The sequence below is a fragment of the Candidatus Palauibacter irciniicola genome, assembly GCF_965208695.1.
GTDB lineage: Bacteria > Gemmatimonadota > Gemmatimonadetes > Palauibacterales > Palauibacteraceae > Palauibacter > Palauibacter irciniicola.
In genome coordinates this window covers 723821-740767 of sequence record NZ_OZ242352.1, presented here as the reverse complement: position 1 = coordinate 740767, position 16947 = coordinate 723821, and the positions used below count along the sequence as shown (strand labels likewise).

Annotated in this window: 31 protein-coding genes and 1 pseudogene; all 32 read right to left on the bottom strand. The window is 67.4% G+C overall.

Features of this window, described 5'->3' with window-relative positions:
• Positions 1-6: 6 nt before the first annotated feature.
• The 32 genes and pseudogenes from ACOGI9_RS03140 to rplB all read right to left on the bottom strand — a co-directional run bounded on the left by ACOGI9_RS03140 (position 7) and on the right by rplB (position 16944).
• The gene (locus ACOGI9_RS03140; RefSeq protein WP_419858434.1) at positions 7-969 is read right to left on the bottom strand and encodes a GDP-mannose 4,6-dehydratase; all 963 of its coding nucleotides are present in this window, start codon (positions 967-969) and stop codon (positions 7-9) included.
• Positions 966-1952, bottom strand: coding sequence for a porphobilinogen synthase (gene hemB, locus ACOGI9_RS03135; RefSeq protein WP_419858433.1), 987 nt, complete (start codon positions 1950-1952; stop codon positions 966-968). Before hemB ends, ACOGI9_RS03140 begins: the two co-directional genes overlap by 4 nt.
• Positions 1945-2754 (bottom strand): uroporphyrinogen-III synthase, encoded by an 810-nt coding sequence (locus ACOGI9_RS03130; RefSeq protein ID WP_419858432.1) that lies wholly within the window; start codon positions 2752-2754, stop codon positions 1945-1947. The genes hemB and ACOGI9_RS03130 overlap by 8 nt, the downstream gene beginning before the upstream one ends.
• A gap of 85 nt (positions 2755-2839) precedes the next feature.
• Positions 2840-3031: a 50S ribosomal protein L28 gene (gene rpmB / locus ACOGI9_RS03125; protein WP_310756620.1), complete on the bottom strand. Its 192-nt coding sequence runs from the start codon at positions 3029-3031 to the stop codon at positions 2840-2842.
• 18 nt (positions 3032-3049) lie between these two features.
• Complete coding sequence (locus tag ACOGI9_RS03120) at positions 3050-3553, bottom strand: hypothetical protein (protein ID WP_419858431.1); 504 nt, start codon at positions 3551-3553, stop codon at positions 3050-3052.
• Positions 3469-3934, bottom strand: a pseudogene (gene rplQ / locus ACOGI9_RS03115) (50S ribosomal protein L17). Before rplQ ends, ACOGI9_RS03120 begins: the two are co-directional and overlap by 85 nt.
• Complete coding sequence (locus ACOGI9_RS03110; RefSeq protein ID WP_419858430.1) at positions 3924-5027, bottom strand: DNA-directed RNA polymerase subunit alpha; 1104 nt, start codon at positions 5025-5027, stop codon at positions 3924-3926. Before ACOGI9_RS03110 ends, rplQ begins: the two are co-directional and overlap by 11 nt.
• Before the next feature lie 69 nt (positions 5028-5096).
• Positions 5097-5729, bottom strand: a complete 633-nt coding sequence (gene rpsD, locus ACOGI9_RS03105; RefSeq protein ID WP_419858429.1) for a 30S ribosomal protein S4 — start codon at positions 5727-5729, stop codon at positions 5097-5099.
• Positions 5730-6110, bottom strand: a complete 381-nt coding sequence (gene rpsK, locus ACOGI9_RS03100; RefSeq protein WP_310756609.1) for a 30S ribosomal protein S11 — start codon at positions 6108-6110, stop codon at positions 5730-5732.
• Between the two features lie 42 nt (positions 6111-6152).
• The gene (rpsM, locus tag ACOGI9_RS03095; RefSeq protein WP_419858428.1) at positions 6153-6533 is read right to left on the bottom strand and encodes a 30S ribosomal protein S13; all 381 of its coding nucleotides are present in this window, start codon (positions 6531-6533) and stop codon (positions 6153-6155) included.
• Positions 6534-6543: 10 nt separating this feature from the next.
• Complete coding sequence (gene rpmJ / locus ACOGI9_RS03090) at positions 6544-6660, bottom strand: 50S ribosomal protein L36 (RefSeq protein ID WP_310756605.1); 117 nt, start codon at positions 6658-6660, stop codon at positions 6544-6546.
• 73 nt (positions 6661-6733) lie between these two features.
• Positions 6734-6952, bottom strand: a complete 219-nt coding sequence (gene infA, locus ACOGI9_RS03085; RefSeq protein WP_310756603.1) for a translation initiation factor IF-1 — start codon at positions 6950-6952, stop codon at positions 6734-6736.
• A 1-nt stretch (position 6953) separates the two neighbouring features.
• Positions 6954-7736 (bottom strand): type I methionyl aminopeptidase, encoded by a 783-nt coding sequence (gene map, locus ACOGI9_RS03080; RefSeq protein WP_419858427.1) that lies wholly within the window; start codon positions 7734-7736, stop codon positions 6954-6956.
• Positions 7733-8401 (bottom strand): adenylate kinase, encoded by a 669-nt coding sequence (locus tag ACOGI9_RS03075; RefSeq protein WP_419858426.1) that lies wholly within the window; start codon positions 8399-8401, stop codon positions 7733-7735. The genes map and ACOGI9_RS03075 overlap by 4 nt, the downstream gene beginning before the upstream one ends.
• Positions 8401-9759 (bottom strand): preprotein translocase subunit SecY, encoded by a 1359-nt coding sequence (gene secY, locus ACOGI9_RS03070; protein ID WP_419858425.1) that lies wholly within the window; start codon positions 9757-9759, stop codon positions 8401-8403. Before secY ends, ACOGI9_RS03075 begins: the two co-directional genes overlap by 1 nt.
• Positions 9760-9762: 3 nt before the next feature.
• The gene (rplO, locus tag ACOGI9_RS03065) at positions 9763-10203 is read right to left on the bottom strand and encodes a 50S ribosomal protein L15 (RefSeq protein WP_419859227.1); all 441 of its coding nucleotides are present in this window, start codon (positions 10201-10203) and stop codon (positions 9763-9765) included.
• A gap of 10 nt (positions 10204-10213) precedes the next feature.
• On the bottom strand, positions 10214-10408 hold the full coding sequence (rpmD, locus tag ACOGI9_RS03060; protein WP_419858424.1) for a 50S ribosomal protein L30: 195 nt from the start codon (positions 10406-10408) through the stop codon (positions 10214-10216).
• The gene (gene rpsE, locus ACOGI9_RS03055) at positions 10401-10922 is read right to left on the bottom strand and encodes a 30S ribosomal protein S5 (RefSeq protein ID WP_419858423.1); all 522 of its coding nucleotides are present in this window, start codon (positions 10920-10922) and stop codon (positions 10401-10403) included. Before rpsE ends, rpmD begins: the two co-directional genes overlap by 8 nt.
• Before the next feature lie 12 nt (positions 10923-10934).
• Positions 10935-11312, bottom strand: a complete 378-nt coding sequence (gene rplR / locus ACOGI9_RS03050; protein ID WP_419858422.1) for a 50S ribosomal protein L18 — start codon at positions 11310-11312, stop codon at positions 10935-10937.
• Between the two features lie 25 nt (positions 11313-11337).
• Positions 11338-11880 (bottom strand): 50S ribosomal protein L6, encoded by a 543-nt coding sequence (gene rplF, locus ACOGI9_RS03045; protein WP_419858421.1) that lies wholly within the window; start codon positions 11878-11880, stop codon positions 11338-11340.
• A gap of 53 nt (positions 11881-11933) precedes the next feature.
• A complete protein-coding gene (gene rpsH / locus ACOGI9_RS03040) occupies positions 11934-12332 on the bottom strand; it encodes a 30S ribosomal protein S8 (protein ID WP_419858420.1) in 399 nt (132 codons plus the stop codon).
• Position 12333: 1 nt separating this feature from the next.
• Positions 12334-12519, bottom strand: coding sequence for a type Z 30S ribosomal protein S14 (locus tag ACOGI9_RS03035; protein WP_419858419.1), 186 nt, complete (start codon positions 12517-12519; stop codon positions 12334-12336).
• A gap of 14 nt (positions 12520-12533) precedes the next feature.
• Entirely contained in the window at positions 12534-13082 is a 549-nt protein-coding gene (gene rplE, locus ACOGI9_RS03030; protein ID WP_419858418.1) for a 50S ribosomal protein L5, read from the bottom strand.
• A gap of 31 nt (positions 13083-13113) precedes the next feature.
• Complete coding sequence (gene rplX / locus ACOGI9_RS03025) at positions 13114-13461, bottom strand: 50S ribosomal protein L24 (protein WP_419858417.1); 348 nt, start codon at positions 13459-13461, stop codon at positions 13114-13116.
• Between the two features lie 26 nt (positions 13462-13487).
• The gene (gene rplN, locus ACOGI9_RS03020) at positions 13488-13856 is read right to left on the bottom strand and encodes a 50S ribosomal protein L14 (protein WP_310779527.1); all 369 of its coding nucleotides are present in this window, start codon (positions 13854-13856) and stop codon (positions 13488-13490) included.
• Positions 13857-13871: 15 nt separating this feature from the next.
• Complete coding sequence (rpsQ, locus tag ACOGI9_RS03015) at positions 13872-14141, bottom strand: 30S ribosomal protein S17 (protein WP_310779529.1); 270 nt, start codon at positions 14139-14141, stop codon at positions 13872-13874.
• Positions 14134-14349 (bottom strand): 50S ribosomal protein L29, encoded by a 216-nt coding sequence (rpmC, locus tag ACOGI9_RS03010; protein ID WP_419858416.1) that lies wholly within the window; start codon positions 14347-14349, stop codon positions 14134-14136. Before rpmC ends, rpsQ begins: the two co-directional genes overlap by 8 nt.
• Positions 14350-14760: a 50S ribosomal protein L16 gene (gene rplP, locus ACOGI9_RS03005; protein ID WP_419858415.1), complete on the bottom strand. Its 411-nt coding sequence runs from the start codon at positions 14758-14760 to the stop codon at positions 14350-14352.
• Between the two features lie 6 nt (positions 14761-14766).
• Positions 14767-15456, bottom strand: a complete 690-nt coding sequence (rpsC, locus tag ACOGI9_RS03000; protein WP_419858414.1) for a 30S ribosomal protein S3 — start codon at positions 15454-15456, stop codon at positions 14767-14769.
• Positions 15456-15806, bottom strand: a complete 351-nt coding sequence (rplV, locus tag ACOGI9_RS02995; RefSeq protein ID WP_310779537.1) for a 50S ribosomal protein L22 — start codon at positions 15804-15806, stop codon at positions 15456-15458. The genes rpsC and rplV overlap by 1 nt, the downstream gene beginning before the upstream one ends.
• On the bottom strand, positions 15806-16090 hold the full coding sequence (gene rpsS, locus ACOGI9_RS02990; protein ID WP_310756568.1) for a 30S ribosomal protein S19: 285 nt from the start codon (positions 16088-16090) through the stop codon (positions 15806-15808). The genes rplV and rpsS overlap by 1 nt, the downstream gene beginning before the upstream one ends.
• A 14-nt stretch (positions 16091-16104) precedes the next feature.
• Positions 16105-16944, bottom strand: a complete 840-nt coding sequence (rplB, locus tag ACOGI9_RS02985) for a 50S ribosomal protein L2 (protein WP_419858413.1) — start codon at positions 16942-16944, stop codon at positions 16105-16107.
• Positions 16945-16947: the final 3 nt, after the last annotated feature.

The window sequence follows — 16947 nt, the reverse complement described above, 5'->3', positions numbered from 1 at the left end:
CGACCATCAGGCGGCGCCGGAACCCGCGACCCAGTCCATGGTGGCGTGCGCGCAGGCCCGCAGGTCGCGCTCCGCGCGCCACCCGGTTGCGGCCCGCAATCGCGCGGAATCGCCGACCACGACTTCAGGTTCTCCGTGCCGGACCAGCGCCGGATCGCGCACGACCTCGGGCTTGATCTCCGCCCTCTCGAGAACCCATTCGAGGAGGCGGCGAACCTTCGTCGCGACCCCGGAGCACACGTTGTACGCCATATGCGGCGTCCCGTCGAGGTCGGCGATGTCCGCGAGCGCCCGGACACCGTCGCGGACGTCCGTGAAGTCGCGTGCCACGTCGAGATTGCCCACGGCGAGCCGCGGCTCCGCGGTCCCCCGCCGGATCGCGAGGGCGCGGCGACAGAAGCTCGGGAGCGCGAACACGGGGCGCTGTCCGGGTCCGAGGAGCGGGAAGAGCCGCGCGACGACCACGGGTACGCCCAGAGCCACGCCGACTCCGCGGGCGAGGACGTCCTGGGCGGCCTTGGTCGCGCCGTACACGCTCAGCGGCCGAAGCGGCGTGCGCTCTCCCACCGGTCCGCCACCGCCGCGGCCGTACGCGTCGGCGGACCCCGCCACGACCACGGCCTGGACGTCGGCGGAGGCCCCCGCGACCGCTTCGACGAGGCCCAGCGTGCCCGCTCCGTTCACCGCGAGCGCATCGCGGGACCGCAGGCGGGCCTCGGCCCCGGACGAAAAGCCGGCCAGGTGGAAGACTCGGCGCGGACGGGCGGCGTTCACGACCGAGGCGACCGCGTCGGCGTCCCGCACATCGAGGCGTGTCCATTCGGCCGCCGCGCGGTCGGCCCGGGACAGGGTCCCGTCGGAAGGAGCCTCCCCGAGCATCGTCGCCGTCACCTCGTATCCGCGGCCCAGCAGATGCTCGACCAGGTGCTGTCCGATGAACCCGTCGCCGCCCGTTACCAGGACCCTCACCGGAGGCAGAGCACACGCGCGAGGCGCCGCGCGGCATACGTGACGATGAGGTCCGCCCCCGCCCGCCGGATGGCACGGACCGCCTCCAGGCTGGCCGCGTCCGCGTCGAGCCAACCGTTGGCGCCCGCGGCTTCGATCATCGCGTATTCCCCGCTCACCTGATACGCGGCGGTGGGCATCCTGAACTCATCCTTCACTCGTCGGAGGATGTCGAGATTGGGCAACGCCGGTTTCACCATGACCAGGTCCGCCCCCTCGGCGATGTCGAAGCGGACCTCGCGGATCGCCTCATCCGCGTTCCGCACGTCCATCTGATACCCGCGCCGATCCCCGAAGGCGGGGGCGGAATCCGCCGCGTCGCGGAAGGGGCCGTAGAAGGCGCTCGCGTACTTGACGGCGTAGGACAGGATGGCCACGTCCTCGAGGTGCGCTTCGTCCAGGGAGGCGCGAATCGCTCCGACCCGGCCGTCCATCATGTCCGATGGCGCGACGATGTCCGCCCCGGCGGCCCCGTGACTCACGGCCTGGGCGGCGAGCCGCTCGAGCGTCGGGTCGTTCGCGACGCGGTCGCCGTCGAGGATCCCGCAGTGGCCGTGATCCGTGTATTCGCACAGGCACACGTCCGTGATCAGGACGAGGTCGGGAAGCGCGCCGCGAAGCGCCCGCAACGAGCGCTGGATCACGCCATCCGGCCGGTCCGCGCGCGAGCCCCGCGCATCCTTGCTGGCGGGCAGGCCGAACAGGAGCACCGCACGGATCCCCTCCTCGAACGCGGCGCCCGCTTCTTCGATGGCCGCCTCGACGCTCAGGCGGTCGATGCCGGGCATCGAAGGGATCGGCTGCCGGCGCGGTCCCCGGTCATCGATGAACATGGGGTAGACGAGGTCGGAAGCCTCAAGCCGAGTCTCCCGCACCAGTTCGCGCAGGGCAGCCGTACGACGCAGTCGGCGTGGCCGGGAGGTGGGGAACGACGCGTCAGGCATGGCCGTGCGTCGCGGCGAAACGGCCGGGGCGGGCGGCGGACGCGACCAGCGCGTCCACCAGCCCGGGCATGGAGTGCGTCGCCGCCACGACATGGACGGGCAGGCCGAGCCCGGAGAGCGTCGCCGCGGTCACGGGACTGATGGCGGCCACGAGCGCGCCGCCGGTCTGCGCGCCGACGAGCTGCACGAAGGCGCGGGCGGCCGATGAGGCCGTGAAGGTCAGCCAGTCCCCGCGACCCAGCTCGATGAACTCGCGGAGCGCGCCTCGCACGTCGCGGTTGACCTCCACCGCGTAGGCCGGGGCGACGTCGACCCGCGCCCCGGCGGCGATCAGTCGTTCCCGCAGCACCGGACGCGCCCGCTCGGCCTGCACGAGCAGGATGCGCGAGTCCGGAAGACTCTCCGGATCGGTCGCCGCCACAATCTCGTCCGCGAGCGCTTCGCCGCGATAGGCCGGCGGTACGAGGCACTCCGCGACTCCGACGCCGCGCAGCGCGTCCGCGGTCGCCGGGCCTACGGCTGCGAGCCGGCCCGTCGCCAGCGCGCCCATCGAGTCCGCCTCCGATGCGGCCGCCGCCAGACGGCGGACCGCGTTCACGCTGGTCGGCACGATCCAGTCGTATTCGGCCAGCCGTGCCGCCGCTCGTCCCAGCGCCCCCGGCTCGGATGGCGGGACCAGGCGGATGGTGGGCGCCGTCGTCACGGTCGCCCCCGCGGCCTCCAGGAGGGCGCGGAAGCCTTCGGCCTGTCCGGCCGGCCGCGTGACCAGTACATGCTGGCCCGCGAGCGGAGAGGAGGTCACCGAACCACCGATGCGAGGCGACCGGCCGCGGGAACCCCCGCGGCCGGTCGCCGGTCAGCAGTCCGAACGTCGCCGAGACGCGTCGTCAGGACGCCTTGACGACTTTTCCCGCCTTGATGCACCGCGTGCAGACGCGCACACGGCGACGGCCCGAATCCTCCACGATCTTCACCCGCTGGAGGTTCGGCATGAAGCGCCGCTTGCGCTTGTTGTTCGCGTTACTGACATGGTTCCCGACGCCGGGTCCCTTGCCGCAGACGTAACAGAAATTCGCCATGACCCGCTCAGTATCCGATCAGTGCACGTGCACGGAGTCGGCGAGCAGGAAGGTCGGGGACGAAGGAATCAACTCGCCCATGCCCTCCTGAACCGCTCCGGATTCGACCCAGACGCCGGCGATCGAATCGTTGAATGTGTAAACCTGTCCCGAGACGGCGACGCTGTCGCCGCCGTAGATCGTCACTTCGGCCATCCTGAGGATCTGGATCGGGTCGGGCTCCAGGAGCACGGGATAGGCGACGCCCTGCGCAAGCTCGAGAGCAAACGCGCCCTCCCCGAGCCCGGTCGCCACCCGGATCCCTGCAATCCGCACGCGGCGGTTGACGGCTCCCTGCGGATCGGCCAGGAGGTCGGACGCGTCCAGATCGCGGGCCGCCTCGATCGCGGCCGCTTCAGCTTCGGCGCGTGCCTCCTCGATGTCGCGCGACTGGAGGTTCAGCCAGTACATGAACCCTCCGATGGCCGCCAGCGCGACGATGCTGAGAATGACGCCGAGCCCGCCTTCACCCTTGTTGGACATGTCTCTTCTCCCGGTTCCTCACGCCTCGCGATCGGTGAATTCAATGAGCGCCAACTCCGCTCCGTCACCCTTCCGCGCGCCCAACTTCAGAATCCTCGTGTATCCGCCCGGTCGATGCTCGAAACGCGGGCCGATCTTCTCGAAGAGCTTCCGCAGTGCGGCGCGGTCCGCGATCTGTCGGCCGGCCAGCTGCCTGCTATGCAGATCGCCCCTCTTCGCCAAAGTGATGAGCTTTTCGGCGAACGGCCGCAACTCCTTCGCCTTCGCCTCGGTCGTACGGATCCGCTCGTGCAGGATGAGACTCGTCGCCATGTTTCGCAGCATCGCCTTCCGATGGCTGCGGGTCCGACTGAGTTCCCGCCCCTTCTTTCTATGCCTCATCGTCGCCCCGAGCTCCGTTTCCCGCCAGATCGTCCTTCAGGTAGAGGTTCCCGTCTTCATCGCGCAGGAACGACATGCCGAACCGGAGTCCGTGCGCGCCGAGCACCTCCGCCAGCTCCTCGAGAGATTTCTCTCCGAAGTTCTCCAGCCGCAGGATGTCGTCGCGCGACCGCGTGACGACGTCGCCCAGCGTCGTGATGCCCTGCTTCTCGAGCGTATTTCTCGAACGGGCCGACACCTCGCTGAACTCCTCGAGCGAGCTTTCGAGCAACTCGACAAGCCCCGAATCGACGGGCTCGCTCTCGCGCTTCTCGGCGACGGGCTCGAGGGCGTCCGGCAGCGTGGGCACGGTCCCCATCTGGCTGAAATACGACAGGTGCAGCCTGACGATCTCCGCCGCCTGCGAAACCGCTTCCGCCGGATTCAGGGCTCCGTTCGTCTCGACGTCCACCTCGAGCCGGTCGAAGTCCGTGCGCTGGCCGACGCGGGTCTCCCTTACATTGAAATTCGCGCGGGTCACCGGGTTGTAAACGGCGTCGATCCGGATCGTACCCACCGGGAAGTCACGCTTGGTTTCGGTCTCCTCGGGGGGCGTATGGTGCTCCGCCATGACGAAGCCGCGGCCGCGATTCACCCACAGGTCGAAGGCGAGAGGACGGTTCTCGGGCAAGTCCTCCTGCAGCGTGAAGAGCACGAGGTCCGGGTTCACCACCCGGACCGACGCATGCTCGCCGATCTGCTTCGCCGTTACCGGACCGGCCTTGTGCGCCGTCAGCGAGAGCTTCGCGTCGTCCTTGTCCTCGTCCATCACCAGAACCAGGCGCTTCAGGTTCTGAATGATCTGATGTACATCCTCGGCGACTCCGTCCACCGTCTGGTGTTCATGCTGAACGCCGTCCGCCCGGAAGGCCCAAACCGCCACCCCGGGAAGCGAGGACAACATGATCCGCCGGATCGAGTTTCCGATCGTGTGCCCGAACCCGCGCTCCAGCGGCTGGAGAAGGAACGATGCGCGCGCCCCGTTGGGGGATCGCCTCTGTTCCTCCATCGCTTCCGGAAGCACGAGACCGCCCAGATCTACCGACACCGTCATATGCACTTCACTCCGTGTTTTTGCTCAGCGACTTCCGCGGGCCGGATGCGGGCCCACGACCGCGCAGGCTTACTTGCTGTAGAGTTCGACGATCAGCTGTTCTTCGACGGCGAGCGGAATATCGGACCGGGACGGACGCTCGAGCATTCGCCCGCTCGCCGCGTCGTAGTCGACGCCCAGCCACGACAACTGATCGCGTGACCGGCGATCCTCGATCGCCTCGATCACCACCGGCAACTTCCGCGCCTTCGGCGCCATGGACACCTCCGCGCCGGGTCCCACGGAATAGCTCGGGACGTCGACCGTCGCGCCTTCGACCCGTACGTGGCGGTGCCGAATGAGCTGACGCGCGGCCTTGCGAGAGGGCGCAAAGCCGAGACGATAGACGATATTGTCGAGTCGGCTCTCGAGCGCGACGAGCAGGTTCTCGCCCGTGACGCCCGGGACGCGCGAAGCCTTCTTGAAGAGAGAGCGGAACTGCTTCTCCGCGAGCCCGTAGATCCGCTTCACCTTCTGCTTTTCCCGCAACTGCACGGCGTACTCCGACTGGCGCCGGCGACGGCGGCCACCGCCATGCTGCCCGGGGGGGAACGCGCGGCGCTCGATCGCGCATTTCTCCGTGAAGCAGCGCTTCCCCTTGAGGAAGAGTTTCTCTCCCTCGCGCCGGCACAGCCGGCAGACGGGTCCCGTATAGCGAGCCATCTATACCCTCCGCTTCTTCGGCGGACGGCATCCGTTGTGCGGAATCGGCGTCACGTCCTTGATCGAACGGATCGCGAGACCGGCCGCCTGCAACGCCTGAATCGCCGACTCACGTCCGGACCCGGGACCCTGCACTTCCACGTGGACTCGCCGCATCCCCATGCCGGCGGCCTCTCGTCCCACCGTCTCGGCAGCGATGGTGGCGGCAAAGGGCGTGGACTTCTTGGAGCCCTTGAATCCCGCCTTTCCGGCGCTGGCCCAGGCGACGGTGTCCCCGGTCAGTGTCGTGATCGTGATGATCGTATTGTTGAAGGTCGCCTTGATGTGGGCGACGCCCTCGGCATCGACCTGGCGCTTCTTCTTTCTTACCCGCTTTGCCATTTCCCTGCGCGTCCTCCGTTTTGACCGACGTGGTTGCCGCGTCTACTTCCGGGGCGCCTTCTTCTTACCGGCCACGGCGCGCCGCGGCCCTTTTCGGGTCCGGGCGTTCGTGTGCGTGCGCTGGCCGCGCACCGGCAGATTCCGCCTGTGCCGCATGCCGCGATAGCATCCGATGTCCATCAGGCGCTTCACGTTCATCGAGGTTTCGGTACGCAGCGAACCCTCGACCTTGTAGTGGCTCTCGATGACCCGACGCAGCTTGTTGACGTCATCGTCGGACAGCTGGTAGACGCGAACGTCCCCATCCACGCCCGTTTCGGCCAGGATGTTGCGCGCCGTCGAGTGGCCGATTCCGTAGATGTACGTGAGGCCCACCTCGATCCGCTTGTTCCGCGGTAGATCGACTCCGGCTATGCGTGCCATGTGTTCCTGCCTATCCCTGGCGCTGCTTGTGCTTCGGATCTCGACTGCAGATCACCCGCACGACACCGCGCCTGCGGATGACCTTGCAATGCTCGCAAATTCGCCTGACACTCGAACGAACCTTCATGCTTCCGTCCTCTGGTGGCGGTTCGATGGCAACCCTTCAAAATACCAGCCCGAACCGATCCGAACAAACTCCATCACTTGTAGCGGTACGTGATCCGCCCTCTCGTCAGATCGTAGGGCGACAGCTCGACCGCGACCCGGTCTCCCGGCAGGATCCGTATGTAGTTCATTCGAATCTTGCCGGAGACGTGGCACACGATCTGATGCCCGTTCTCCAACTCCACGCGGAACATCGCGTTGGGAAGCGCCTCGGCGACCTCCCCCGTCATCTGGATCGGTTCTTCCTTCGCCAACTCAGGCCTCCCCTGCTGCTCGCGCCGGAGTCGCGACGCGCGTCAACACGCGCGGCCCTTCCGACGTCACCGCCACGGTATGCTCGAAATGCGCCGAGAGGCATCCATCCCCCGTCACCACCGTCCATTCATCTTCGAGCGTCCGGATCTCCGGCCCGCCCGCGTTAACCATCGGCTCGATGGCGATGACGAGCCCCGCCTGCATCCGGAACCCGCGGTTGCGCACTCCATAGTTCGGAACCTGCGGTTCCTCGTGAGGCGCCTCCCCGACGCCATGTCCCACAAGCTCCCGAATCACGCTGAAACCCTCGGCCTCGACGTGCGTCTGTATCGCCCACCCCAGGTCGCCGAGCTGGGCCCCGGCGCGCGCCGCCTCGATGCCCACGTCCAGCGCCGTTCGGGTCACCCCCAGGAGACGCGCCGTCGCCGGCGCCACCTCGCCCACGGGGATCGTAACCGCCGCGTCCGCGAACAGATCGTCGAGCTTGACGCCGACATCCACGCTCACGATGTCGCCCGACTTCAATTCGCGCCGGGCCGACGGAATGCCGTGTACGACCTCTTCGTTGATGCTCGTGCACAGCGTGGCCGGAAACCCGTACAGCCCCTTGAAGGCAGGCGTCGCGCCCGGGTTGTCGCGGATCATCGCCTCCGCCATGTCGTCCAGCTCCCCCGTGCTCCGTCCGGGGATGGCCTGCTCCGCCGCCATCTCGAGGACCTCGGCCACGATGGCCCCCGCCGCGGCGATGGCCTCGATCTGGGCGGACGACTTCAGCCGGATCAACCGGCCATCTCCGCCGTACGCAGCGTCTCGAAGAGACGGTCCCGCACCGCTTCCAGCGTTCCCGTGCCGTCCACCGCCGTCAGTCCCGTCTCCGACCGGGCGTAGTAGGCGAGCAGCGGCTCGGTCTGGGCTCCGTAGACCGCGAGCCGATTGCGAACGGTCTCGGCGCGGTCGTCCGAGCGCTGAATGAGGCCGGCCCGGCAGTCCGAGTCCGGGCAGGCCGCAGCCTCTCCCACGGCGCGCACATGAGTCACGAGGCCGCACGCTGCGCACACCCGCCGTCCGGAGATGCGGTCGACGAGTTCCTCTTCCGGCGCCTCGAGCGAAAGCACCGCATCCAGTCCGATGCCCCGGGCGGCCAGCAGTTCGCCGAGACCGTCGGCCTGGGGCACCGTGCGCGGGAACCCGTCGAGCACGAACCCGCCGCTCGCCTCCGAACCGTCGAACGCCTCGGCGACGAGTCCCAGGACGACCTCATCCGGCACGAGTTCGCCCGCTTCGTAGTAGGCGCGAACCCTCTCGCCGAGCGGGGTTCCGGCCTCGAGCGCCGCGCGGATCATGTCGCCGGTCGAAAGGCGCGGGACGCCGAAGCGCTCGGCCAGCAACTCCCCCTGCGTGCCCTTCCCCACCCCGGGAGGACCCATGATGACCAGCCGCGCGCCCATCACATGTAGCGCTGTCTGCCCCGATACTTGACGCGACCCTTCTTCATGAAGCCCTCGTACTGACGCAGCAGGAGATGCTGCTGCAGTTGCTGCATCGTATCGAGTGCGACGCCCACCACGATGAGCAGCGAAGTGCCGCCGAAGAAGAAGGTCTGAAGGTCGAAGATCGAGAAGATCAGGTACGGCAGAACGGCGATCAGCGCCAGGTAGACCGCGCCGGGCAGCGTGATCCGCGTGAGCACGTGATCGATATAGTCCGCCGTCTTCGCGCCGGGCTTGACGCCCGGAATGAACCCGCCCTGGCGCTTCAGATTCTCCGCCAGGTCCGTCGGGTTGAAGATGATGGACGTGTAGAAGTAGGTGAAGTAGACGATGAGAACGACGTACAGCAGGTAGTACCACGTCGTCCCCACCTGCAGCGCCTGGCTCATCTCGTAGATGAAACGCCGGGCGCCCGAGCTGCCCGGGCCGGGATTGCCCATGAACGCGGCCAGGGTCCCCGGGATGATGATGATCGACTGGGCGAAGATGATCGGCATCACGCCGGCGGAGTTGATCCGCAGGGGGATGAACGACCGCTGCCCTTCCCGGATTCGGCCCCTGCCCACGACCTTCCGCGGGATCTGCACCGGGATCTTGCGCTGCGCCATCGTCAGGGCGACGACCGCCGCCATGATGGCCACGAGCGTCGCCGCGAGGGCAGCGAGCCTGATGAGCGAGATGCCGCCGGCCTGGTAGAGTTCGAAGGTATTGAGCACCGCTCCCGGGAAACCCTGCAGAATCGAGAAGAAGATGAGCAGGGACATGCCGTTGCCGACGCCGCGCTCGGTGATCTGCTCGCCGAGCCACATGACGAACACGCCCCCGGTCGTGAGCATGAGCACCGTGAGAAGGCGAAAATCGAGACCGGGATCGAGCACCGCGCCCGGTTGAGCCTCGAGGAAGAGCGCGTAGGTGTAGGATTGCCCGATGCACAGCACCACAGTGGTATACCGCGTCCACTGCGTGAGTTTGCGGCGGCCTTCCTCCCCTTCCTTCTGCAGCTTCTCGATCGCCGGCATCACGGCGGCGAGGAGCTGGAAGAGGATGCTCGCCGAAATGTAGGGCATGATGCCGAGGGCGAAGACGGTCGCCCGCTGCAGGCCGCCCCCCACGAAGAGGTCGTAGATGCCGAAGATCGTGCCCTGGAACTGACCGGCGAGGGCCTGCAGGGCCACGACGTTCACACCCGGCGTCGTGATGTGGGAGCCGAGCCGGTACAGGGCGAGACAGAGCAGGGTGAAGAGGATCTTCGCCTTGAGCTCCGGCACCTTGAAGATGTTCGCCGCGGCAGCCGCCGCGTTCTGGCCGTTCGCCATCCCTTACTCGATCACCTGGGCGGTGCCGCCGGCCGCCTCGATCTTCTCGCGGGCGGAGGCACTGAAGGCATGCGCTCGCACGTCCACCGCCCGCCCGACGTCCCCGCGCCCGAGGATCTTCACGGGGCGATCCGTTCCGCGGATGATGCCGCTCGCCCGCAACGCCTGGGGATCGATCCCGCTGCCCTCCACGCGGTCGAGGTCCGAGAGATTGACGATGTGCCACTCGGTCCGGCGATGCGGCTTGAACCCCCGCTTGGGCGTACGCCGGTAGAGGGGCATCTGGCCGCCCTCGAACCACGCCGGAATCGACGCGCCGCTCCGCGACTTCTGGCCCTTGTGGCCGCGCCCCGACGTCTTGCCCAGACCGGATCCGTGACCGCGGCCGCGACGCTTTGCCGAGGACTTCGAACCGCGGGGCGGAGAGAGATTGTCGAGCCCGATCCGCTCGCGTTCAGCCATCTTGTCCGACCTCCTCGACTTCGACGAGATGCGCCACCGCGTGGATCATCCCGCGTATCGCGCGGTTGTCCGGCTGCACCACCTGGTCCTGGTGGTGCCTGAGGCCGAGGGCGCGCAGGGTGTCGCGCTGCTTGCGCTGCGCTCCGAGACCGCTCTTCACCTGGCGAATCCTGAGCTGATCACCCACGCATGGCCTCCCGGATCGTGGCGACATCCACTCCGCGCTCAGCCGCGACCTGCTCCGGCGTGACCAGATCCTGCAGTCCGCTCATCGTCGCACGGACGATGTTGAGCGGATTGTTCGTGCCGAGGCTCTTCGTGAGGATGTCCTGCACACCGGCGCACTCGAGTACCGCCCGGACGGGGCCGCCGGCGATGACGCCGGTGCCCGGACCGGCGGGCTTGAGCAGCACCTTGCCCGCGCCGTGGCGCCCCAGGATTTCGTGGGGGATGGTCCCGTTCACGATCGGCACGACGACCATGGCCTGGCGCGCCTGCTCGAATCCCTTGCGGATCGCCTCGGCGACCTCGTTCGCCTTTCCGAGGGCCATACCGACGCGGCCCTGCCCGTCACCGACCGCCACGAGCGCGGTGAACGAGAAGCGACGGCCGCCCTTTACGACCTTCGAGACGCGATTGATGAAGATGACATTCTCCTTGAAGTTGTCACCGTCGTCGCGCCGTTTTCCCCCTCTTGCCATGAAGCCCTCTCGTTAGAAGCGGAGACCGCCGTCTCGGGCGCCTTCGGCGAACGCCCGCACGCGGCCGTGATAGGGATACCCGCCACGGTCGAACACGATCTCGCCCACATCGGCCGCGGCCGCCTTCTCGGCGAGCATCCGGCCCGCAAGATACGCGTCGGCGACCTTGCCCGAGCGCTCCCCGGCGTCGCCGTCCGGACCGGCGAGTGTCGAGACGCCGAGCAGCGTCACGCCGCGATCGTCGTCCACCAGTTGGCCCTCCAGATGCCGCAGGCTCCGGAACACGACGAGGCGCGGCCGGACGGCGGTCCCCCGGATCTTCTTCTTGATCCGGGCGTGCCGACGCGTGCGCAGCCGATGCCTCCGTTTCGTCCGACCCCTGATGTCCATCGTCTTCCCTCTGTCTGTTCGCCGATCAGGCCGTGGCCGTCGCCTTGCCGGCCTTGCGGCGCACATACTCGCCCACGTAACGGATGCCCTTCCCCTTGTAGGGCTCGGGCGGACGGATCGCGCGGATCTCCGCCGCCATCTGCCCGACCTTCTCCTTGTCGTTCCCCGCCACCTTGACCAGCGTCGGCGACTCGACGCTCAACGCAATGCCCTCGGGCGGTTCGACGGTGACCGTATGGCTGTATCCGACGCTGAACACGACACCGCCGCCCTTCTGTTCCGCCCGGTATCCGACGCCGTGGATCTCCAGCCGCTTTTCGTACCCCTGCGACACGCCCGTGACCATGTTGGCGATCAGGGATCGCGTGAGCCCGTGCAGAGCCCGGTGCCGCGCCTCATCGGAGGCACGCTTCACGGACACCGCACCGTCGGACTGCCCGATCTCCATGTCAGGATCGAAGGACCGCTCGAGCGTACCCCGAGGGCCCTTCACCGTCACATGCGCGCCATCGATCCTCACCTCGACGCCGTCCGGCACGGGGATGGGCAGTTTTCCGATTCTCGACACGCTATCTGCTCCCTCGCGGGGGCGACCGCCGGCACCGACTCCGGCGGGCTCCGCTAGTAGATTCTCGCGATGATCTCCCCGCCGACGTGCTGCCGGCGGGCGTCGCGATCCGTCATCAGTCCGTTCGACGTCGACATGATCGCGATGCCCATCCCGGCCCGGACCTTCGGGATCGAGTTCGCGTCGACGTACTTCCTGAGGCCCGGCTTCGACACGCGTTCGAGCAGCCGGATCACGGGACGGTCGTCCGACGTGTACTTGAGATACACGCGCAGGCGGCCGTGCCGATTGTCGTCCAGCACCTTGTAGCCGCGAACGAAGTGGTTCTCCGCCAGGATCCTGGCGATCTCGATCTTGATCTTGGAGAGCGGGATGTCGACGCGCCGGTGTCCGGCCCGGCCGGCGTTGCGGATGCGCGTCAGCATGTCCGCGATCGGATCGGTCATGCTCATCTCACCAACTCGCTTTCCGAACGCCCGGGATCTCTCCGCGGAGCGCCTGTTCCCGGAAGCAGATCCGGCACAGACCGAACTTCCTCATGTAGGCGCGGGGCCGGCCGCAGCGATTGCAGCGTCGCACCGTGCGCGAACTGAACTTCGGCTTCCGGTTCGCCTTCTCGATTAGTGCCGTCTTTGCCATTCAGCCCTTTCCCGCTAGATGACGACCGGGACCTCGTCGCGAAACGGCATCCCCATCTCGCGAAGCAGGACGAGCGCCTCGTCGTCCCGGTTGGTCGTCGTGACGAACGTGATGTTGAGACCGTGGATCTTGACGATCTCGTCGTAATCGACTTCGGCGAAGACCATCTGCTCCCGGATCCCCACCGTATAGTTGCCGCGCCCATCGAACGCCCGGCTCCGGAATCCCCTGAAGTCCCTGATACGGGGCACGGCCGTACTGATGAACCGGTCGAGGAACTCGTACATGCGGGCATTCCGAAGCGTGACCATCGTCCCGATCGGCATGCCTTCGCGAAGACCGAAGTTCGAGATCGAGTTCCGCGCCCGCGTGACGACGGGTCGCTGGCCGCTGATCACGGCGATCTCGTTCGAGGCGGACTCGATCAGTCGGGGATTGTCCTTCCCCTCGCCGAGCCCGGCGTTGATCACGATCTTCTCGAGCTTCGGGATCTGGTGCGGGTTCTCGAAGCCGAAGGTGTCGGCGAGCTTCCCGCGGACCGTGTCCTCGTAGTGTGTCCGCAACCGCGGCTTTCCGTTTTCCGAACTCACCTTGCTAGCCCGCCATCGGGATGGGGTGGTCACACCGCTTGCAGATCCGCTCGATCGTGCCGTCCGCGTCGCGCTGGCGGCGCACCCGCGAGGGCTCGTCGCACTGGGGACACAAGAGCATCACGTTCGAGACGCTGATCGGCTCTTCGTAGGTGACGATGCCGCCTTCGGTGACCCCGCCCCTCGCGTTGGCCACGGGACGCTTGTGATGCTTGCGCATGTTCACGTCCTGCACCACGACGAGTCCCCGCGAAGGGATCGTGCGCAGCACCTGGCCCTGGGCGCCCGCGTAGTTGCCCGCGATCACCCGGACCGTGTCACCGGTTCTCACGCTCAGTTTCTTCCGTGTCATCGTCGGTTCAGATCCTCGTACGGCGCTCAGATGACTTCGGGGGCGAGCGAAACGATCTTCATGAACTTCTTCTCACGGAGTTCACGCGCCACCGGCCCGAAAATACGTGTCGCGGTCGGCTCTCCCGCGTCGTTGATGATCACCGCCGCGTTCTCATCGAAGCGGATGTAGCTCCCGTCGCGCCGCCGGCTTTCCTTCGCCGTCCGCACGACGACCGCCCGGACCACCTGGCCCTTCTTCACGTTCCCGTGCGGGGTCGCGTCCTTGATCGTCGCGACGATCACGTCGCCCACGCGGGCGTACCGGCGGCGCGACCCGCCGAGGACCCGTATGCAGAGAGCCCGGCGGGCACCGGAATTGTCCGCGATGCGGACCATCGATTCCTGCTGAATCATCTCGTCGTGCCCCCGTTACTCCGGACGCTGGACCAGCTCGAGCACGCGCCAGCGCTTGAGCCTGGAGAGCGGACGGGTCTCCTCGATCCGGACCACGTCGCCCACCCGGTATTCGTTCTCTTCGTCGTGCGCCTGGTACCGTTTGCCGCGGCTCACCTGTTTGCCGTACAGCGGGTGCGCGAGCCGCCGCTCGACCGACACCACGACGGTCTTTTCCATGCGGTCGCTCACGACCGTTCCGAGCCGGACCTTGCGCCGGCCCTTCGTCGCCGATTGATCAGCCAACCTGGTTCTCCTCGCTACGCGCCCGCTCGACCTGCACGGTCTTCAGCCGTGCGATCTCGCGACGCAACGTCTTCACGAGCGACGGGTTCTCGAGTTCCTCGAACGCGGCCCGGTAGCGCAGACGAGCGATCTCGTCCTTCGCTCGGGCGAGTTCCTCGGCGAGCTCCTCGTCGGTGAATTCGCGAATCTCCATCGCCTCAAGCGGCATCTAGTCCTCCCGCTCCAGGAAGCGTGTCTTGACCGGGAGCTTCGCCGACGCCAACTGCATCGCCCGCTTCGCGAGTTCGATGTCGACCCCCTCGAGCTCGAACATCACCCGGCCCGGCTTCACCGGCGCAACCCAGTACTCGGGATTCCCCTTGCCCTTCCCCATCCGGGTCTCCGCCGGCTTCTGCGTGAGCGGCTTGTCCGGAAAGATGCGGATCCAGACCTTTCCGCCACGCTTGATGTGCCGGGTCATGGCAACTCGAGCGGCTTCGATCTGACGGTTCGTGATCCAGCCCGGTTCCACGGCCTGAAGCGCGTAGTCGCCGAACGAGACCTTGTTTCCGCGATGCGCGGCGCCGCGCATGCGTCCCTTTTGCTGTTTCCTGTACTTGATCCGCTTCGGCTGCAGCATGTGTCTCTATCCTCGCCCGCGGCCCGCGCGCCGGCGGCCGCCGGCGGTGTACGTCTGACCGCGGCGGTCCTCCACGATCTCGCCATGGAAGATCCATACCTTCACGCCGATCGTGCCGAACGTCGTCCGGGCCTGTCGCTCCGCGTAGTCGATGTCCGCGCGCAATGTGTGCAGCGGCACGCGTCCTTCGTGATAGCCCTCCGAGCGCGCGATCTCGGCTCCGCCGAGCCGCCCGCCGCACTGGATGCGGATGCCGCCGGCGCCCGCCCGCATCGCCGCCTGCACGGCCCGCTTCATCGCGCGCCGGAAGCTGATGCGCTGCGTCAGCTGATGGGCGACGTTGTCGGCCACGAGCTGCGCCTGGGTCTCCGGACGGCGAATCTCCTCGACGTTGACGGAAACCTCCGCCTCCGTCAGCAGAGCGAGTTCGTCACGCAGCTTGTCGACCTCGGCCCCACGCTTGCCGATGACGACGCCGGGGCGACCCGTGTGGATCGTCACGACGATCTTGGACGGCTTGCGCTCGATCTCCACCTGCGCGATCGCCGCGTGCCCGAGACGCGCGTGCAGGTACTTTCGCAGCTTCTCGTCTTCCGCGAGGAGCTTCGGGAACTCCTTGCCCTGCGCATACCAGCGCGACCGCCACGGCTTGACCGCGCCGAGCCTGAATCCGTACGGGTGTGTCTTCTGGCCCATTAGTCTCTCGTGTCCACGACGACCGTCACATGGCTGCTCCGCTTGAGCCGGGGGGTCGCCCTTCCGTAGGCGCGTGCTCGCCAGCGCCGGAGCGTCCTGCCTTCGTCCACGTACGCCTCGCGCACGTAGAGTTCGTCCACGTCCAGCGTCTCGCCGCCCTCGTCCGCCCTGTAGACGGCATTGGCGACGGCCGAACGGAGCACCTTTCCGATCGAGCGCGCCGCCTTCTTCTTCGAGAACTGCAGGATGGCGTAGGCCTCGTTGACGTCTCGCCCGCGAATCTGGTCGATGACCAGACGCATCTTCCGGGCGGACATGCCGAGGTTCTTCGCCCTGGCTGTCGCCTGCATCAGACTCTGCCCCTCCGGTCTCGCGCGGAACCGGCGTGCCCGCGGAAAGTGCGCGTCGTCGCAAACTCTCCGAGCTTGTGCCCCACCATGTTCTCCGTCACGTAGACCGGGATGAACTTGTTGCCGTTGTGCACCGCGAGCGTGTGTCCGACGAAATCCGGACTGATGGTCGAAGCCCGGGCCCACGTCTTGATCACCGACTTGTCTCCGGAATCGTTCATCCGCTGCACCTTCATCAGCAGCTTCTCGTCGATGTACGGTCCCTTCCGCACGCTTCTCGGCATCGGATCTCCCGCTCCTACTTCGTGGCCCTGCCGCGCTTGCGGCCGCGCACGATCAGCTTGTCGCTCGGCTTGTGCTTCTTCCTCGTCTTGCGACCCTCCGGCTTGCCCCACGGCGATACGGGCGGACGACCGCCGGAACTGCGCCCCTCCCCACCCCCGAGGGGATGGTCCACGGGATTCATCGCCACGCCGCGCACCTTGGGCCGCCGGCCCTTCCACCTCGATCGGCCCGCCTTGCCGGCTCGAATGAGCTCGTGGTCGACGTTGCCGACCTGCCCGACCGTCGCCCGGCACGATTCCGGCACCATGCGCATCTCGGTGCTCGGGAGCCGCAACGTGACCGTGCCCCGCTCCTTCGCGACGACCTGGACGGACGCGCCGGCCGAGCGGGCGAGTTGCGCGCCCTTGCCGGGCACGAGTTCCACGCCGTGTACGACCGTCCCGAGCGGGACCTCGCGCAGCGGCAGGCAGTTCCCCACGTTCGGATCGATCCCCGACCCGGAGAGGATGGTGTCACCGACACCGAGACCTCGCGGGTGCAGGATGTAGCGCTTTTCTCCATCCGCGTAGTGGATGAGGGCGATGCGAGCGGAGCGATTCGGATCGTATTCGATCTCCGCGATGACGCCGGGCACGCCGTCCTTCCTGCGCTTGAAGTCGATGCGCCGGTAGCGCCGCTTGTGGCCGCCCCCTCGCCTCCGGCTCGTGATATGTCCGTGGTGATTGCGGCCGGACTTCTTCGGCAGCCCCTCCGTCAGCGACTTCTCCGGCTCGCTGCGGGTGATTTCCTCGAACGTCGATACGCTGCGGTATCGAGAGGCCGCCGTGACCGGCTTGAACTTGCGAATCGGCATCGA

Coding starts and splice junctions, on each gene's coding strand:
- rpsM (WP_419858428.1), bottom strand. CDS start 6,533: ATGGCACGCATAGCCGGAGTCGATCTACCGCGGAACAAGCGGATCGAG.
- rplP (WP_419858415.1), bottom strand. CDS start 14,760: ATGCTGCAGCCGAAGCGGATCAAGTACAGGAAACAGCAAAAGGGACGC.
- rplV (WP_310779537.1), bottom strand. CDS start 15,806: ATGCAGGCGACAGCCAGGGCGAAGAACCTCGGCATGTCCGCCCGGAAG.
- secY (WP_419858425.1), bottom strand. CDS start 9,759: ATGGCGAACGGCCAGAACGCGGCGGCTGCCGCGGCGAACATCTTCAAG.
- ACOGI9_RS03035 (WP_419858419.1), bottom strand. CDS start 12,519: ATGGCAAAGACGGCACTAATCGAGAAGGCGAACCGGAAGCCGAAGTTC.
- ACOGI9_RS03120 (WP_419858431.1), bottom strand. CDS start 3,553: ATGTCCAACAAGGGTGAAGGCGGGCTCGGCGTCATTCTCAGCATCGTC.
- rpsD (WP_419858429.1), bottom strand. CDS start 5,729: ATGGCTCGCTATACGGGACCCGTCTGCCGGCTGTGCCGGCGCGAGGGA.
- ACOGI9_RS03110 (WP_419858430.1), bottom strand. CDS start 5,027: ATGACGGTGTCGGTAGATCTGGGCGGTCTCGTGCTTCCGGAAGCGATG.
- rpsS (WP_310756568.1), bottom strand. CDS start 16,090: ATGCCGAGAAGCGTGCGGAAGGGACCGTACATCGACGAGAAGCTGCTG.
- rpsE (WP_419858423.1), bottom strand. CDS start 10,922: ATGGCAAGAGGGGGAAAACGGCGCGACGACGGTGACAACTTCAAGGAG.
- rplN (WP_310779527.1), bottom strand. CDS start 13,856: ATGATTCAGCAGGAATCGATGGTCCGCATCGCGGACAATTCCGGTGCC.
- hemB (WP_419858433.1), bottom strand. CDS start 1,952: ATGCCTGACGCGTCGTTCCCCACCTCCCGGCCACGCCGACTGCGTCGT.
- rpmB (WP_310756620.1), bottom strand. CDS start 3,031: ATGGCGAATTTCTGTTACGTCTGCGGCAAGGGACCCGGCGTCGGGAAC.
- ACOGI9_RS03075 (WP_419858426.1), bottom strand. CDS start 8,401: ATGGGCGCGCGGCTGGTCATCATGGGTCCTCCCGGGGTGGGGAAGGGC.
- rplX (WP_419858417.1), bottom strand. CDS start 13,461: ATGACACGGAAGAAACTGAGCGTGAGAACCGGTGACACGGTCCGGGTG.
- rpsC (WP_419858414.1), bottom strand. CDS start 15,456: ATGGGCCAGAAGACACACCCGTACGGATTCAGGCTCGGCGCGGTCAAG.
- rplR (WP_419858422.1), bottom strand. CDS start 11,312: ATGGACATCAGGGGTCGGACGAAACGGAGGCATCGGCTGCGCACGCGT.
- rpmC (WP_419858416.1), bottom strand. CDS start 14,349: ATGCCGCTTGAGGCGATGGAGATTCGCGAATTCACCGACGAGGAGCTC.
- rpmJ (WP_310756605.1), bottom strand. CDS start 6,660: ATGAAGGTTCGTTCGAGTGTCAGGCGAATTTGCGAGCATTGCAAGGTC.
- rpsK (WP_310756609.1), bottom strand. CDS start 6,110: ATGGCAAAGCGGGTAAGAAAGAAGAAGCGCCAGGTCGATGCCGAGGGC.
- rplB (WP_419858413.1), bottom strand. CDS start 16,944: ATGCCGATTCGCAAGTTCAAGCCGGTCACGGCGGCCTCTCGATACCGC.
- rpsH (WP_419858420.1), bottom strand. CDS start 12,332: ATGAGCATGACCGATCCGATCGCGGACATGCTGACGCGCATCCGCAAC.